Genomic DNA, 14,325 nt, shown 5'->3' with positions numbered 1-14,325 from the left:
CTCCGGTGCGGGCAACGCGAAACACGCAAACAGGGCTTGGGCGTTGGAGCGGCCTCGGGGCGGGCTGCCGCGCACCCCGGTGCGGGGGCGTCCCTCTCAGCCGTCACGCGGCACAAGCGGAGTTGTCTGTGGGGGGCGATTCTACGGGGTAGGTGGGTGGCAGCTTTCTTTTCCAGTCTTTGTGGATTGTTGAAGCACGCCTTGCGGCCTGCGACCCCTTCGCTGCGCTACGGGGCAGCCTGTGCCGCAACGCTTGCGGGGTGCGCCGCCGGGCGCACATCCCGGCCAGCCGCATCCAAATCAACCGGCAAGTGCTCAAAAAGAATAGCTGCTTGCGCTTTCTGCATAAGCGCTAGAGCCCGATTTCAATCACATTCTCCAGCACCCTGCCAAGCCGCTCCACGATGTCATCGATCTGCGCTTCATCGCACACCAGCGGCGGCAGCAAACGAATCGTGGCTCCCCGCGTCACGGTAATCAACAAGCGCTCGCGCTCCAGCGCCAGGCCCATCAGCTCCTGGCAGTCCCGATCCAGTTCGATCCCCACCATCAGCCCCTGGCCGCGGATGGCCACCACATGCGGATGCCCGCCGAGCCGCTCCCGCAGCCGCGCGAGCAGGCGTTGCCCCAGCACGGCGGCGCGCCGGGGCAGCTGGCCGCGCTCCATGACATCGAGCACCGTCCAGGCCACGCGGCAGGCCAGCGGATTGCCGCCGAACGTCGAGCCGTGCTGGCCCGGCGAAAACAGCCGCGCGGCCGGGCCGCGCGCCAGGCAGGCGCCGATGGGAAAGCCGTTGCCCAGGGCCTTGGCCAGCGTCACCACGTCGGGCGCGATGCCCGCGTGCTGGTAGCCGAACCACTGGCCGGTGCGGCCCAGCCCGGTCTGCACCTCGTCCACCATCAGCAGCCAGTCGCGCGCGTCGCACAGCGCGCGCAGTCCGCGCAGGTAGTCGGCGCCGACGGGCCGCACGCCGCCTTCGCCCTGCACCGTCTCCAGCAGCACGGCGACGATGCCGGGCGCCTGCGCGGCGGCCTGGCGGGCGGCGTCCAGGTCGTTGCCGGGCACGCGCACGAAGCCGGGCAGCAGCGGCTCGAAACCGGCATGGGCCGCGGGGTTGCCCGTGGCCGCCAGCGTGGCCAGCGTGCGGCCGTGGAAGCTGTGCTCCATGACCAGCACCTGGGGCAGGGCCACCTGGGCGCGGCGGCCGTGCAGGCGCGCCAGTTTCAGCGCGGTCTCGTTGGCCTCGGCGCCCGAGTTGCAGAAGAACGCGCGCTCCATGCCGGCCAGCGCGCACAGGCGCTCGCCCAGCCGCTCCTGCCAGCCGATGCGAAAGACGTTGGAGGTGTGCAGCAGCAGCGCGGCCTGCTCGGCGATGGCGGCGGCGATCTCCGGGTGGGCATGGCCCAGGCTGGTCACGGCCACGCCGGCGATGGCGTCGAGGTATTCGTTGCCGTGGGTGTCCCACAGGCGGGCGCCTTCACCGCGCTCGAAGGCGATGGGCTGGCGCGCGTAGGCGGGCATCAGGTGGGGCGAGGGGTGTGGGGTCATGGCGTGGGCAGCAACAGTTCGGCGCTGCGCGCCTGGCGCGTGCGCTGCAGTGCGCGCACCACGTGGTCGCAGGCGCGCGCGGCCGCCTCGGGCAGCGCCAGGCCCTGCAGCCAGTGGCCGGTGAGCGCGGCGCAGAACAGGTCGCCGGTGCCCTTGGGGGCGGCGTCGATGCGCGGGTGCGTGATGGACTGCGCCTGCGTGGCGGTGACCAGCACCACGCGCATGGCGTCCGGCGGCCAGGTGGCCGGTGCGGCGCTGGTCACGGCCACCCATTGCGTGCGGCCGGTGAGCAGCGTGCGCGCGGCGGCCACCACGCCGTCCATGTCGTCCACGGGCATGCCGGTGAGCTGCGCCAGCTCGAAGCCGTTGGGCGTGAGGCCGCTGGCCAGCGGCAGCAGATGCGTGCGGCAGGCCTCGGCCATGCCGGGGGCGACGTAGACGCCGGTGTCGTGGTCGCCCAGCACCGGGTCGAGCACGATGCGCAGCCCGGCGCGTTCGGCCAGCAGGGCGCGGGCCCAGCCGGCCAGCACGGCGGCCTGCGCCGGATCGCCCAGGTAGCCCACCACCAGCGCGCGCAGCGCATGCAGCGCGCCGCGCGCCGACAGGTCGCGCAGGTAGCCGTCGAACCAGTCGAGCGGGACCGCGCCGCCGTGCAGCGTGGGGTAGTGCGGCGTGTTGCTGAGCAGCACCGTGGGCACGGCAGCCACCGCGAGGCCCAGCGCCTCCAGCGTGGGCACGGCGGCGTTGTTGCCCACGCGGCCGTAGACCACCTGGGACTGCACCGACACCACGTCCAGCCGCAGGGGTTCCAGGCCGGTCATGGCTGCTCTCCCGGGGTGGCGGCCTGCGGCCAGTAGTGGCTGTCGGGCAGCGCCCGCGCGCCGAAGATCGCCTGGCCCACGCGCACGACGGTGGCGCCTTCCTCGATGGCGATCTCGAAGTCGCCCGACATGCCCATCGACAGCTCCTCCAGCGCGATGCCCGCGGGCGCTTCCTGGCGCAGCCGGTCGCGCAGCGTGCGCAGCAGCACGAAGCAGCGGCGCACGCGCTCGGCCTCGCTGGAGAACAGCGCCAGCGTCATCAGCCCGCGCACGCGCAGCGCCGGGAAGGCGGGCAGGGCGCGCAAAAAGGCCGCAACCTCCCCGGGCGGCAGGCCGTACTTGCTGGCCTCGCCCGAGGTGTTGACCTGCACGAACACATCGAGCGCGCGGCCCTCGGCCTGCAGGCGGCGCTCCAGCGCCTCGGCTACGCGCAGGCTGTCGAGCGCCTGGAATTCGCTGGCGAAGCGCGCCACCAGCTTGGCCTTGTTGGTCTGCAGGTGGCCGATGACCGACCAGCGCAGATCGGCCAGGTCCTGCGTGGCGAGCCATTTGCCGTGGGCCTCCTGCGGCTTGTTCTCGCCCAGCAGGCGGCAGCCCGCCGCGTGGGCCAGGCGCACGCTGGCCTCGGGCTGGGTCTTGCTCACGGGCAGCAGGCGCACGCTGGCCGGGTAGCGCCCCACGCGCGCGCAGGCGGCGGCGATGCGTGCCTGTACAAAGGCCAGGTGGCGCTCAAAGTCCTGCAGCGTGGCAGCCTGGGGATAGCGGCCGTGCTGGTCGTGGCGGGTGGCTGTCATGACACGGCTCCTTTACCGGCAAGGGCGGGCCGTGGCAGGCGGCCATGCAGCACCGCGTGGGCCATCAGCCCGACCACCAGCCCCCAGAACGCGCCGCCGATGCCCAGCAGCGTGATGTTGGCGGCGGCGGCCAGGAAGGTGATGAGGGCCGACTCGCGCGCCTTCGCATCCGCCAGGGCCGTGGCCAGGCTGGTGCCGATGGTGCCCAGCAGCGCCAGCCCCGCCAGCGTGGTGATGAAGGTGGCCGGCAGCGCCATGAAGACCGCCGCCAGCGTGACGCCGAACACGCCCACGAGGATGTAGCACAAGCCCGCCGCGATGCCCGCGATCCAGCGCTTGGACGGATCCTCGTGCGCCTCGCGCCCGGTGCAGATGGCGGCGGTGATGGCCGCGAGGTTGAAGGCGTGCGCGCCGAACGGCGCCATCAGCAGCGAACCCAGCCCGGTCACGGCGACGATGGGGCTGGCGCTGGTGGCGTAGCCGTCGCCGCGCAGCACCAGCATGCCGGGCATGTACTGGCCGCTGAGCGTGATGAGGAATAGCGGCAGCGCCACGCTGAGCAGCGCGTTGAGCGAGAACGCGGGCATCGTGAACACCGGCGCCGCGAACTGCAGGCGCAGGCTGGACAGGTCCACCCGCCCCTGCGCCAGCAGAAAGCCCAGGCCCAGCAGCAGGATGCCGACCACCGCCCAGCGTGCCGCCACGCGCCGCAGCAGCACGTAGGCCAGCACCAGCAGCCCGGCCAGCAGCGGGTCGATGCCCATGCCGCCGAACGCCCGGATGCCGAACTGCAGCAGGATGCCCGCCAGCAGCCCGGCCGCCACGCCGGGCGGAATCCAGCGGATCACGCGGTCGAACCAGCCCGACAGCCCCAGCGCCACGAAGGCCGCCGCCGAGATCAGGTAGGCGCCCACGGCCTCGGCATAGGGCGTGGTGCCCAGCGCGGTCACGAGGAACGCCGCCGCCGGCGTGGACCAGGCAGTGATGACCGGCGCGCGCGTCATCCAGCTCAGCAGCACGCCCGTGACCCCCACGCCGATGGAGATCGACCATACCCACGAGGCCGTCAGCGCCGGCCCCAGGCCGGCCACCTGGGCGGCCTGGAACACCAGGATGAACGTGCCGCCGTAGTTGACGATGACCGAGACCAGCCCGGCCACGATGGGGTGAACCAGATCGCGCGGGCGCAAAGGGGAGGGGTGTGCTTGCTGCATGGGCCGTGAGGTAAACCAGTGGAAGCCGCTTTTGTATTCCTAAAATGGCCTGAAGCAACCATCCACTTTTTCCAGGAAGACCCAGCCAATTGTTCAAGCACGCCCAACTCGAATCCGTGAAGGCCTGGCTGGCCGACCCCGCCCATGCCGCGCTGCCGCTGCACGCGCGCGTGCAGCGCGCGCTGCGGCAGCTGATCCTGGAAGGGGCGCTGGGCGGCGGCCAGCCGCTGCCCGCTTCGCGCGCGCTGGCGCGCTCGCTGGGCGTGTCGCGCGACACGGTGGAGGCGGCCTACGGCCAGCTGCATGCCGAGGGCTTCATCGAGCGGCGCGTGGGCAGCGGCAGCTTCGTGTCGCCGCGCGCGCAGCGCCTGGGCGCGCAGGCCCGGCGGCCTGCCGCGCCGGCGGGCGCTCCGCGCCTGAGCCTGCGCGGCGAGGCGCTGTACCGGGGCGGCGGCGTGCGCGACTTCCTCGCGCCGCGCCCCTTCGCGCCCGGCCTGCCCGACACGCGCGCCTTTGCGCTCGCCACCTGGGAGCGCCTGCAGCGCCAGGTGCTCAAGGAACACGGCGCCAGCGCCCTGCTGCACAGCCCGCCGCAGGGCGTGGAGCCGCTGCGCCGCGCCATCGCCGACTACGTGAACCTGGAGCGCGGCGCCCGCGCCACGCCCGAGCGCGTGCTGGTGCTCACCAGCTCGCAGCAGGCGCTGGCCCTGTGCGCCACGGTGCTGCTCGACGCGGGCGAGCGCATCTGCGTGGAAGACCCGCTTTACCACGGCGCGCGCAGGGCCTTCGAGGCGGCGGGCCTGGCCTGCGTGCCCGTGCCGGTGGATGGCGGCGGCATGCAGGTGCAGCGCCTGGATGACGAAGCGCCATCGGCGCGCGCCGTGTACCTCACCCCTTCGCACCAGTACCCCACCGGCGCCACGCTGGCGCTGGAGCGGCGCCTGGCCGTGGTGGACTGGGCGCACCGGCACCAGGCCTGGATCATCGAGGACGACTACGACAGCGAATTCCACTACGCCGGCAAGCCCACAGCCTGCGTGCAGGGGCTGGACGCGCACGAGCGCACGCTCTACATCGGCACCTTCAGCAAGTCGCTGTTCCCGGGCCTGCGCATCGGCTACCTGGTGCTGCCGCCGCAGCTCGTGGCGCCCATGGCGGTGGCGCGCACGCTGCTGGACGGGCACAGCGCGCCCATCGCCCAGCTCACGCTGGCGCGCTTCATCGAGGGCGGGCACTTTGGCGCCCACGTGCGCGCCATGCGCGGCCTGTATGCCGCGCGGCGCGACGCGCTGGCGCGGCTGGTGCAGGAACACCTGGCCGCCTGGGTGCAGCCGCGCGTGCCTGCGGGCGGCATGCAGATGCCCTGCGTTTTCACCCGCGACATGCCCGAGCGCGCCGCCGTCGATGCCGCGCGCCGCGCGGGCATCGACCTGCAGGGGCTGTCGGCCCTGTATGCCGCCGCGCCGGCCGAGGCCGGGTTCCTCATGGGCTTCGCGGCCTATGCGCCGCAGGAGCTGGAGGCGGGCGTGAAGACGCTGGCGGGGGTGCTGCGGCGTGTGAAGATTTGAATGGAAAGTGCCTGCAGCGCTTGTGCGGAAAGCGCGAGCAGCTATGAATAGGAGAGCGTTGGCGGATCAGGGCGTGGCCGCCGTCGCCAGCGGCAGCCCGCTCAGCTTGCCGTCGCCATAGGTCCGCAGCACCTGCGAGATCACCACCTGGTAGCCATCGAGCCATTCGGCCTGCCGGGCCTTGGCCTGCAGATGCGTGGGGTGCCGCATCAGGGCCTGCAGCGCCTCCAGGCTGTCCCAGTAGTAGACGTTGGAGATCAGGCGGTCGTTTTCCCACGCCTCCTCGCCCAGGTAGCCGGGAATCTGCTTGGCGGCTTCGGCGATCGCCTGGTCCAGGCGGTGGAAGTCGTCGTCGTACTGCTTCTTGGCGAAGGTGAAGGTCGATGTGTACATCTCACAGCCCCTGCACCGCGATGTTCGGATTGAGCAGCTGCAGCGCCTGCACGAAGCCCTGCCGGTCGCGGGGCGACACCAGCACCTGGCGCATGCGCCCGGTGGCGCGGCAGTGGTGGATGCGCAGCCGGTCCAGCGACAGCGCGGGCGAGGAGAGCCAGCTGCGCGAGGCCTCGATGCGCCGGATGTCCTGCACCGGGATGCGCCAGCGCATCGGGCCGCTGCGGATCAGCAGCTCGCCGTCTTCGATGCGGTAGCCGGTGGACGCCACGATCCACAGCGGCAGACCGGCGCCCAGCGCCAGCGTGGCGGCCAGCACCGCCACCGCGGACGGCGCGGCCGCGCGCGGCCACGCGGCGCCCACGGCGACGAGCACCGCCACCACGCTGCCCAGCAGCAGAACGGCGAGCCAGGCATCGACCTTGGAGGCGAAGGCGGCGGCGGGTGCATTCATGGCATTCCTTCGGTGTTTCGGGCCTCCAGCGCTTGTGCACCAAGCGCTGGAAGCTATTGAAAAAGGAGCTGCATTCTAGGGCGCATGCCAGCCGCGCAATTGCTCCAGCGCTGCGGGCCGGCCGAACCAGTAGCCCTGCGCGCCGGGGCAGCCCATGGCGCGCAGGCGCTCGGCCTCGGCCGCGGTCTCCACGCCCTCGGCCACCACGGTCACGCCGAAGCCGTGGGCCATGTGGAGCACGGCCGCAACGATGGCCTCGTCCTGCGCGGACGCGAGCAGCTTGCGCACGAAGCTCTGGTCGATCTTGATGCAGTCGAACGCCAGCCGGCTCAGATAGGCCAGCGACGAGTAGCCGGTGCCGAAGTCGTCGATGGCGATGCGCACGCCCAGGGCGTGGATGGCCGCGATGCGCTCGCGCATGGCCACGTCGCTGTCGATCAGCACCGACTCGGTCAGCTCCAGCGTGAGTTGGTGCGGCGGCAGGCGGCTGGCCGACAGCACCTCGCGCAACGTGGCGGGGAAGTCCGACTGGATGAGCTGGCGCGCCGAGACGTTGACGTGCAGGTCGAACCTCGACGGCAGTGCGTCGAGCTGCCGCGCGATGTCGTGCGTGGCGCGGTGCAGCACCCAGTCGCCCAGTGCGAGGATCAGGTCGGACTCTTCCGCCGTGGGGATGAACAGCCCCGGCGGCACCATGCCGCGCGTGGGGCTGTGCCAGCGCACGAGCGCCTCGGCGCCCACCATGCGCCCGCTGGCCAGGTCGACCACGGGCTGGTAGTGCACCAGGAACTCGTCCTTCTCCAGCGCCTGGCGCAGCTCGTTCGACAGGCGCGCGCGCTCGAAGGCGTGCTCGGCCAGCGCGGGCGAGAACGCCACCGACTGGTTGCGCCCGCGCCGCTTGGCCTCGCCCAGCGCCATGCTGGCGTTGCGCAGCCATTCGGGCAGGTCGTCGCTCGCGAGCAGCCCCTCCACGGTGCCGACCGAGGCGCGCACGAGGATCTCGTCGGCCCCCACGGAGAACGGCGCGGCGAACAGCGCCTGCAGCGCCTCGCCCATCGCCGGGGCCGAGAGCTGGCCCGCGTCGTCGAAGTGCAGCACCGCGAACTCGTCGCCGCCCAGGCGGGCCAGCAGCGCGGGCTCGGGCAACTGCTGGCGCAAGCGCTCCGACACGGCCTGCAGCAGCCGGTCGCCCGTGCCGTGGCCCACGCTGTCGTTGAGCGCACGGAAGTCGTCCAGCCCGACCAGGGAGAGCACGGCCGGACGTGGCTGGGCCCACTGGCTGCGTTCGAGCAGGCCGCGCCGCGTGAGCGAGTGGGTGAGGCTGTCGTAGAGCAGCAGCTCGCGCATCTGCTGGAACGACTGCTGCAGGCGCTCGGCCATGTCGTTGAAGGCGCGCACCAGGATGGAGGTTTCGAGCAGCGCACTGCCACGGTCCGGCGCGGCCTGCCATTCGCCGTGCGCCAGGCGGTTGGCTGCCTCGGCCGTGCGCAGGATGGGGCGCACCGCCTGGCGCACCGCCCACAGGCCCAGCAGCAGGCCGAAGGCGGCGATGGCCAGGCTCCACAGCAGCATGTGGCGGCTTTGTGCGCGCGTCTCGCCCAGCAGCGCGGATTCGGGCAGCACCGCCACGATGCGCCAATCGAGCCCGCGCGCGTCCTGGTAGGGCGTGACGCGGCCGAAATAGCGCTCGTCTTCGTCCTCGAAGCTGAAGCCCGCGCCCGTGCCGGCCACCTGCGGCAGCAACCCGGCCGCCTTGCGCAGCACGGGGCTGGCGCTGTCGCCGATGCGCAGGCGCGTGCGCTGCGCCTGGGGCGTGCCGGGCTGCGCCGGGGCCAGCACCGGGCCGGGCTCGGAATGCGCCACCAGGTAGCCCTGCGCGTCCACCACCAGCACCTGGGCCTGGCCGCGCAGCGCCTCCTCGCGCAGGAAGCGGCTCATGCTGTCGAGCCGCACGTCGGCATCCATCACGCCGATCAGCCGGCCGCCCGCGTATACCGGACTGGCAGCCGAGATGGTGATGTCCCCGCGCTCGCCTGCTGTGGTGTAGATGGGCGACCACAGTGCCTGGCCCGCGCGGGCCACGGGCGCATACCAGGGACGTTCGCGCGGGTCGTAGCCGGGGTAGGAGGCCACCACGGCGCCGGGCACGGGCTGCCGGTAGATATGCATCAGCCCTTCGCCATGGTTCTCCTTGAGGATCAGGCGGTAGCTGCCATCGGGCTCGCGCCGGATGCCGGCGAACTCGCCCTGCTGGCTGCCGAAGCTCAGCAGGCTGATCTGCGCGTGCCGGGCATACACCTCGGAGAACACGCCGTGCAGGTAGGTGTAGACGCCCTCCAGGCGCCCCGGCGCGTACAGGCCCTGGCGGCCGATGGTGTCGCCGATGCCGCGCTGGATCTCGAACGGCACCTCCAGGTACTCGGCCAGCCGGCTGCGCGACGTGGCGGTGATGGCCGCGAGCAGCCGCTCGCTCTCCTGGTCAATGAGCCGCTGCACCTGGCGGTGCTGCATGAACGCCTGCAGCACCACGGTGGCGGCGAACAGCAGAGCGAAAGGGACGGTAATGGCTGTGCGCAGCGAGAGCTGGGGCGGACGCATGAAGGTGCCGCGAAGCGGTGGCGTGGCGGAGGCCGCGCACCGTGCGGATTGTGAGTAATTGTGTATTGTTTGGGCTATCCCGCGCAAGCTACCGGCTCGCTGCCATGCGCGCGCCCAGCGCCACGAGCGCCGCGCCCATCAGCGCATCGGCCGGGCGGCGGATGCGCGCATAGGCGCGGCGCACCGCGCCCACCGAGAAGAACGCCGCCAGCAGGCACAGCCACGTGCCGGTGACGCACACCACCACCGCGACCACCGCCGCGTACACCCATGCTGGCGCGCCCACGGGCAGCAGGGTCACGAACAGGGTGGCGAAGAAGGTCGCGGTCTTGGGATTGGTGATGCCCACGATGAAGCCCCGCCGCCAGGCCTGCCCGTCGCCGACGCGGGGCGCCTGCGCGATGTCCTGCGTGTCCGCGCCGCCGCGCAGCGCGGCCATCAGCATGCGCGCGCCCAGGTAGACCAGGTAGGCGGCACCGGCCAGGCGGATGCCCTCGTAGAGCCAGAAGAACTGCTGCACCAGCAGCCCGAAGCCGAACACCGCCAGGCTTGCCCACACGGCCACGGCGCAGGTGATGCCCAGGCCGGTGAAGACGCCCGAGCAGCGCCCGCCCAGCGCCTGCGAGGTGACGGCCACGAAGTCCGGCCCCGGGCTGGCGCAGGCGAGCAGGACGATGCCGGAGAGGGTGAGAAGCTGGGGGAGGTAGTCCATGGCGGAATAAGGAATGCGATGGGTGCAAGGGTAATGCACCGGCCGGCCGGCCGGCGAGGCCCGTGTAGCGCGCTGCATACGCAGGCACAATGTCCGGCCATCCATGAAGCACCAAGGACACCCTTTGGCAACTGCGTGACCGCCGCGCTGCTGCCGACCTGAAGCCATGCGCAAATGTTCCGTCGACGTCTACGCGCAACTGCGCAAGCGCATTGTCCTGGGCGAATTTCCCTCGGGCTCCCAGCTCAAGGAGATTCCGCTGGCGCAGGAACTGGGCGTCAGCCGCTCGCCGCTGCGGGCGGCGTTCAAGCGCCTGGCGGACGACGGGCTGGTGGTGATCGAACCCAACCGCGGGGTGTTCGTCGCGGGCTGGACGCAGGACGACGACGACGAAGTGTTCGACCTGCGCATCCTGATCGAGGCCCATGCGGCGGAACTCGCCGCCCGGCGCAGGCAGCCCGAGCACGTGGAACAACTGCATGCGCTCAACGCCGCCATGGAGGCCCTGATCCACGAGCGGCCCAAGGATTTCCTGGCGCGCATGGAAACCACCAACCGCCAGTTCCACACCGTGGTCGCGCAGGCCGCCGCGTCGCCGCGCCTGACGTCCTTCATGCGCGGCCTGTTCGCCGCGCAGCGGGTGACCGGGTTCTTCTATGCGTCGGACGCCCAGATCCACCAGAGCCTGGCGGACCACCGTGACCTGGCGCGCGCGATCGAGCGCGGCGACGGGCGCCTGGCCTATGCGCTGTGGGCATCGCACATCCAGCACGCATGGGACCGCCTGAAGGCGCAGCGGCAGCAGCCGAAGGCCCTCGCCTGATCCGCGCTCAACCGGCGCCGGAGCTTTCGAGCTGCCGCAGGAAGCCGGCGCGCTCCTGCGCCCCGGCGAGCATGAAGGAAATGTCGGCCCCCGACACGATGAAGCGCATGCCCATCGAGAGGAAACCCGCCAGCGTCTGCGGGTCGTAGACGCCGCCCAGGCCCGAGAACTTGCCGTGCCGGCGGGCCGCGTCGGCCACTTTCTGCACGGCGTCGCGGAACGCCGGCTGCGTGTACTGGCCGGGAATGCCCATCTCCAGCGACAGGTCGTTGCCGCCCACGAGCAGCACGTCCACGCCGTCGACGGCGGCGATCTCGTCGATATGGGCCACGGCCTCGGGCGTCTCGATGAGCAGGACGAGCAGGTTGGCGGCGTCCATCTGCCGCGTGGCCTCGCCCACCGGGGGCGCCTTGAAGTCGAAATGCGGCAGGGTGCCGATCACGCCGCGGTGCCCCGCCGGGGGGTAGCGCAGCGCAGCGGCGATGTGCCGCGCCTGTGCGGCGGTTTCGACGCGCGGCATGATGACCCCCAGGGCGCCGTTGTCCATGGCGCGCGCGGCCAGGCGCACGTCCATGATCGGCACGCGCACGATCGGCGCGATGCCGCACTTCTGCGCCGTGTAGGCGATCTGCGCCACGGTGTCCAGCGGCATCGTGCCGTGCTCCAGATCGAGAAAGATCCAGTCGAAGCCGCAGGCCGCCATCGCGCCCACGGTTTCCACCGTGCGCGCCTGGCGCAGCAGCACGCCGAGGGCGAGGCGGTTGGCGCGCATCTGCTCCAGCGCGCTGTTCCTGAGTACGGTCGCCATGCTCAATTCACCTTCATGCCGATCTCCCGGATGATCGGGAGCAGCTTGTCGTAGTCGCGTTTCTGGGCCTGGGTCATCCGCTCCGGCGTGCCGCCGAGGACGATGCCGCCGTCCGCCTCGATCTTTCCGCGCACGGACGGGTCGTCGAGGGCCTTGTTGAACGCGGCGTTCAACAACTGCACCACGGCGTCGGGCGTGGCCGCGGGCGCCGCCACGCCCCACCAGATGTTGACGGCGTCGAACGACGCCAGCCCCGCCTCGTTCACCGTCGGCACGTCGGGCAGCGCGCCCACGCGCTGCCTGGACGTCACCGCCACCGCGCGCACCGAGCCGGACTTCACATGGCTTTCCAGCGTCTGCGTGCTGCCCACGTAGAGCTGGATGTGGCCGCCCATCAGATCGGGCAGGGCCTGGGCCGCCCCCTTGTACGGCACGGTCAGGAACTGCACGCCGCCGGCCTTCTGCGCCAGCTCCACCAGCATGCGCGTGCTGGTGCTGGGGAACGCGAAGCTGAGCGTCTTCGGCTCCTTGCGGGCGGCTTCCACCGCGTCGCGGAAGCTCTTGAAGCGGGAATCCTTGGCGACGACGAACACCGCGGGCGACTCCGCCAGCAGGGCGATGGCGCGGAAATCCTTGAAGGGATCGAAAGGCAGCTTGTCGAACAGCGCCGCGTTGAGCGACAGGTTGTCGAGCTGGCCGAAGAGCAGGGTGTAGCCGTCCGCGGGCGCCTTGGCCACCGCATCGAGCCCGATGTTGCCCTCGGCGCCCGCCCGGTTCTCCACCACGATGTTCCAGCCGTTGGCATCGGCCACCTGCTTCGAGACCATGCGGGCGAGCTTGTCGGTCCCGCCGCCCGGCGGATACGGGACGACCAGCTTGATGGGGCGCTCCGGGTAGGGCGCCGCCATGCCGGCGAATGCACTCAGGCCCATGCCCAGGGCCACGGCCAGATGAATCAATCTGCGAGGGAGGGGAAATGCGCGCATCGATGTCTCCTTGGTATGTGTTGATGGGGGTGAGCCGGGGCGCCCTCGCTCAAGGGGCGGCGGGGGTGTCCAGCCAGTCCAGCGCCTGCTCGAGGGTGGGCTGCTCCTGCGGCAGCGGGCGGCGTTCCCGTTGGGCGGCCGTGGCGGCGAAACGCTCGCGCACCCCCGGCAGCACGCGCGAGGGCAAGCCCAGCAGCGCGAGCTGCTGCGCCGCCTGCTCGACCTCGTGGGCGCGCCGCGCCGCATGCACGACGTGCGTGCGCACGACCATGTCGACGAAGTCGCGCAGCGGCGTGCTGTCGATGTCGGCAAGCACCTCGTACAACTGCTCCCTCACCCCTTGCCTCTGCGCGGCCACCAGCACTTCGACGCCGAGCGCCTCGAGCCCCTTGGTGAACACGCTGCGCAGCAGCTTCAGGGCGATCGCGTCGCCCGCCTCTCCCTGCACGACACGCACCGCGCCCTGCAGGGGCGCCAGCAAGGCGGCCAGCCGGTCCGCGCCGTCGCCGGACACCAGCAGCGGCGTGCGCGCATGGGTCAGCGAGATGCCGCCCATGATGGCCACGTCGGCATATTGGATGAGGCGTTCGTGGGCGGCCGCTGCCGCCTCGCGTTTGTGGGCCGGATCGGCGGTCGTGAAATCCGCGATGAGCGCGCCCGCCTGGAGGATTTGCGAGCATTGTATTGATATTGTTCTTGATTCAAGGCCCGTGGAGCAGACAAGAACCGCATGCGCCTCGCGCAGCCACGGGCCGACTGCGGCGTGGGGCGCAATACCCATCCGCTGCGCCAATGCGGCCGCAGCCTCGGAAATCTCTCTCTCCACCAGGATCAGCTCCATGCCCTGGGCATGCAGCGCCTGCGCAAAGCACCGGCCAACCTCGCCCAAGCCAATCAACGCTACTTTCATGAATTACCCCATCTGTGGGTGCATCATAAATACAATATTTAAACAATTTATCGGGGTAAACCCCTTTTGTTTGAAGATGCGTTTCTGGCTCGGTACACGCTGGCCCCTCGCGTGGGCCAGAAAGCCCCCAAGGGGCGCGCGGCCAGGGAAGTCGGGCAGTCTTGCGTCTTCCTACCTTGAACAACAGGAGCACGGCCATGGCCCCCAAGAACACCATCTGCCTCTGGTACGACGGCACCGCCCTGGATGCCGCGCAGTTCTATGCACAGACCTTTCCCGACAGCGCGGTACATGCCGTGCACAAGGCGCCGGGCGATTACCCGGCAGGCAAGCAGGGCGACGTGCTGACCGTGGAATTCACGGTGATGGGCATCCCATGCCTCGGTCTGAACGGTGGCGCGGCGTTCCGGCACAACGAGGCGTTCTCGTTCCAGGTGGCGACCGACGACCAGGCCGAGACGGACCGCCTGTGGAACGCGATCGTCGGCAACGGCGGCCAGGAAAGCGCATGCGGCTGGTGCAAGGACCGCTGGGGCGTGTCGTGGCAGATCACGCCGCGCGCGCTGACCGACGCGATCGCCGATCCCGACCCGGCGGCGGCGCAGCGCGCTTTCGCGGCCATGATGGAGATGGGCAAGATCGACATCGCGGCCATCGAGGCGGCACGGCGCGGCTGAGCTGGCGGTGATGCGATA

General features: G+C 71.1%; 14 protein-coding genes. 3 read left to right on the top strand and 11 right to left on the bottom strand.

The window, feature by feature from the left end:
• Window positions 1-352 precede the first annotated feature (352 nt).
• Genes AVS7_RS16390 through AVS7_RS16375 form a run of 4 tightly spaced genes read right to left on the bottom strand, consistent with a single transcriptional unit; the run spans window position 353 to window position 4,378 of the window.
• A complete protein-coding gene (locus AVS7_RS16390) occupies window positions 353-1,549 on the bottom strand; it encodes an aspartate aminotransferase family protein (protein WP_024001710.1) in 1,197 nt (398 codons plus the stop codon).
• Window positions 1,546-2,370, bottom strand: coding sequence for a pyridoxine/pyridoxal/pyridoxamine kinase (pdxK, locus tag AVS7_RS16385; protein WP_020230682.1), 825 nt, complete (start codon window positions 2,368-2,370; stop codon window positions 1,546-1,548). Before pdxK ends, AVS7_RS16390 begins: the two co-directional genes overlap by 4 nt.
• The gene (locus AVS7_RS16380) at window positions 2,367-3,164 is read right to left on the bottom strand and encodes a YggS family pyridoxal phosphate-dependent enzyme (RefSeq protein ID WP_020230681.1); all 798 of its coding nucleotides are present in this window, start codon (window positions 3,162-3,164) and stop codon (window positions 2,367-2,369) included. The genes pdxK and AVS7_RS16380 overlap by 4 nt, the downstream gene beginning before the upstream one ends.
• Window positions 3,161-4,378 (bottom strand): benzoate/H(+) symporter BenE family transporter, encoded by a 1,218-nt coding sequence (locus AVS7_RS16375; protein ID WP_024001709.1) that lies wholly within the window; start codon window positions 4,376-4,378, stop codon window positions 3,161-3,163. The genes AVS7_RS16380 and AVS7_RS16375 overlap by 4 nt, the downstream gene beginning before the upstream one ends.
• Window positions 4,379-4,467: 89 nt before the next feature.
• On the opposite strand from AVS7_RS16375, the gene AVS7_RS16370 reads away from it, so the two are divergent.
• The gene (locus AVS7_RS16370) at window positions 4,468-5,946 is read left to right on the top strand and encodes a PLP-dependent aminotransferase family protein (protein ID WP_020230679.1); all 1,479 of its coding nucleotides are present in this window, start codon (window positions 4,468-4,470) and stop codon (window positions 5,944-5,946) included.
• Between the two features lie 66 nt (window positions 5,947-6,012).
• Here the strand turns inward: AVS7_RS16370 and AVS7_RS16365 are convergent, their stop codons facing one another.
• The 4 genes from AVS7_RS16365 to AVS7_RS16350 form a co-directional block, all read right to left on the bottom strand.
• Window positions 6,013-6,339 carry an antibiotic biosynthesis monooxygenase gene (locus AVS7_RS16365; protein ID WP_020230678.1) on the bottom strand — a complete coding sequence of 109 codons (327 nt, stop codon included), beginning with the start codon at window positions 6,337-6,339 and terminating at the stop codon, window positions 6,013-6,015.
• A 1-nt stretch (window position 6,340) separates the two neighbouring features.
• Window positions 6,341-6,793, bottom strand: coding sequence for a PH domain-containing protein (locus tag AVS7_RS16360; RefSeq protein ID WP_020230677.1), 453 nt, complete (start codon window positions 6,791-6,793; stop codon window positions 6,341-6,343).
• A 75-nt stretch (window positions 6,794-6,868) separates the two neighbouring features.
• Window positions 6,869-9,391 (bottom strand): GGDEF and EAL domain-containing protein, encoded by a 2,523-nt coding sequence (locus AVS7_RS16355; RefSeq protein ID WP_020230676.1) that lies wholly within the window; start codon window positions 9,389-9,391, stop codon window positions 6,869-6,871.
• 88 nt (window positions 9,392-9,479) lie between these two features.
• Window positions 9,480-10,103: a LysE family translocator gene (locus AVS7_RS16350; protein WP_020230675.1), complete on the bottom strand. Its 624-nt coding sequence runs from the start codon at window positions 10,101-10,103 to the stop codon at window positions 9,480-9,482.
• Between the two features lie 166 nt (window positions 10,104-10,269).
• Between AVS7_RS16350 and AVS7_RS16345 the strand changes: the two genes are divergently transcribed.
• Window positions 10,270-10,926: a GntR family transcriptional regulator gene (locus tag AVS7_RS16345; RefSeq protein WP_020230674.1), complete on the top strand. Its 657-nt coding sequence runs from the start codon at window positions 10,270-10,272 to the stop codon at window positions 10,924-10,926.
• 7 nt (window positions 10,927-10,933) lie between these two features.
• Here AVS7_RS16345 and AVS7_RS16340 read toward each other — a convergent pair whose 3' ends face one another.
• From AVS7_RS16340 to AVS7_RS16330, 3 genes are read right to left on the bottom strand one after another with little or no spacing between them, the layout of a single operon-like run.
• The gene (locus AVS7_RS16340) at window positions 10,934-11,734 is read right to left on the bottom strand and encodes an HpcH/HpaI aldolase/citrate lyase family protein (protein WP_024001708.1); all 801 of its coding nucleotides are present in this window, start codon (window positions 11,732-11,734) and stop codon (window positions 10,934-10,936) included.
• A 2-nt stretch (window positions 11,735-11,736) separates the two neighbouring features.
• Complete coding sequence (locus tag AVS7_RS16335) at window positions 11,737-12,720, bottom strand: tripartite tricarboxylate transporter substrate binding protein (RefSeq protein ID WP_024001707.1); 984 nt, start codon at window positions 12,718-12,720, stop codon at window positions 11,737-11,739.
• Between the two features lie 49 nt (window positions 12,721-12,769).
• Window positions 12,770-13,630 (bottom strand): NAD(P)-binding domain-containing protein, encoded by an 861-nt coding sequence (locus tag AVS7_RS16330; protein ID WP_034691755.1) that lies wholly within the window; start codon window positions 13,628-13,630, stop codon window positions 12,770-12,772.
• A gap of 197 nt (window positions 13,631-13,827) precedes the next feature.
• Here AVS7_RS16330 and AVS7_RS16325 point away from each other — a divergent pair, with 197 nt between their 5' ends.
• Window positions 13,828-14,307 (top strand): VOC family protein, encoded by a 480-nt coding sequence (locus AVS7_RS16325; RefSeq protein WP_020230670.1) that lies wholly within the window; start codon window positions 13,828-13,830, stop codon window positions 14,305-14,307.
• Window positions 14,308-14,325 lie beyond the last annotated feature (18 nt).

Origin of the sequence: Acidovorax sp. MR-S7 (assembly GCF_000400995.2) — a bacterium.
GTDB lineage: Bacteria > Pseudomonadota > Gammaproteobacteria > Burkholderiales > Burkholderiaceae_C > MR-S7.
Note: the sequence above shows the minus strand (reverse complement) of the source record. Positions and strands in the feature narration are given on the sequence as shown.

Excerpts from the sequence above, each read along its gene's own strand:
- AVS7_RS16350 (WP_020230675.1), bottom strand. The coding sequence starts at position 10,103 with ATGGACTACCTCCCCCAGCTTCTCACCCTCTCCGGCATCGTCCTGCTC.
- AVS7_RS16390 (WP_024001710.1), bottom strand. The coding sequence starts at position 1,549 with ATGACCCCACACCCCTCGCCCCACCTGATGCCCGCCTACGCGCGCCAG.
- AVS7_RS16380 (WP_020230681.1), bottom strand. The coding sequence starts at position 3,164 with ATGACAGCCACCCGCCACGACCAGCACGGCCGCTATCCCCAGGCTGCC.
- pdxK (WP_020230682.1), bottom strand. The coding sequence starts at position 2,370 with ATGACCGGCCTGGAACCCCTGCGGCTGGACGTGGTGTCGGTGCAGTCC.
- AVS7_RS16340 (WP_024001708.1), bottom strand. The coding sequence starts at position 11,734 with ATGGCGACCGTACTCAGGAACAGCGCGCTGGAGCAGATGCGCGCCAAC.
- AVS7_RS16360 (WP_020230677.1), bottom strand. The coding sequence starts at position 6,793 with ATGAATGCACCCGCCGCCGCCTTCGCCTCCAAGGTCGATGCCTGGCTC.
- AVS7_RS16345 (WP_020230674.1), top strand. The coding sequence starts at position 10,270 with ATGCGCAAATGTTCCGTCGACGTCTACGCGCAACTGCGCAAGCGCATT.
- AVS7_RS16325 (WP_020230670.1), top strand. The coding sequence starts at position 13,828 with ATGGCCCCCAAGAACACCATCTGCCTCTGGTACGACGGCACCGCCCTG.
- AVS7_RS16330 (WP_034691755.1), bottom strand. The coding sequence starts at position 13,630 with ATGAAAGTAGCGTTGATTGGCTTGGGCGAGGTTGGCCGGTGCTTTGCG.
- AVS7_RS16335 (WP_024001707.1), bottom strand. The coding sequence starts at position 12,720 with ATGCGCGCATTTCCCCTCCCTCGCAGATTGATTCATCTGGCCGTGGCC.
- AVS7_RS16365 (WP_020230678.1), bottom strand. The coding sequence starts at position 6,339 with ATGTACACATCGACCTTCACCTTCGCCAAGAAGCAGTACGACGACGAC.
- AVS7_RS16355 (WP_020230676.1), bottom strand. The coding sequence starts at position 9,391 with ATGCGTCCGCCCCAGCTCTCGCTGCGCACAGCCATTACCGTCCCTTTC.
- AVS7_RS16375 (WP_024001709.1), bottom strand. The coding sequence starts at position 4,378 with ATGCAGCAAGCACACCCCTCCCCTTTGCGCCCGCGCGATCTGGTTCAC.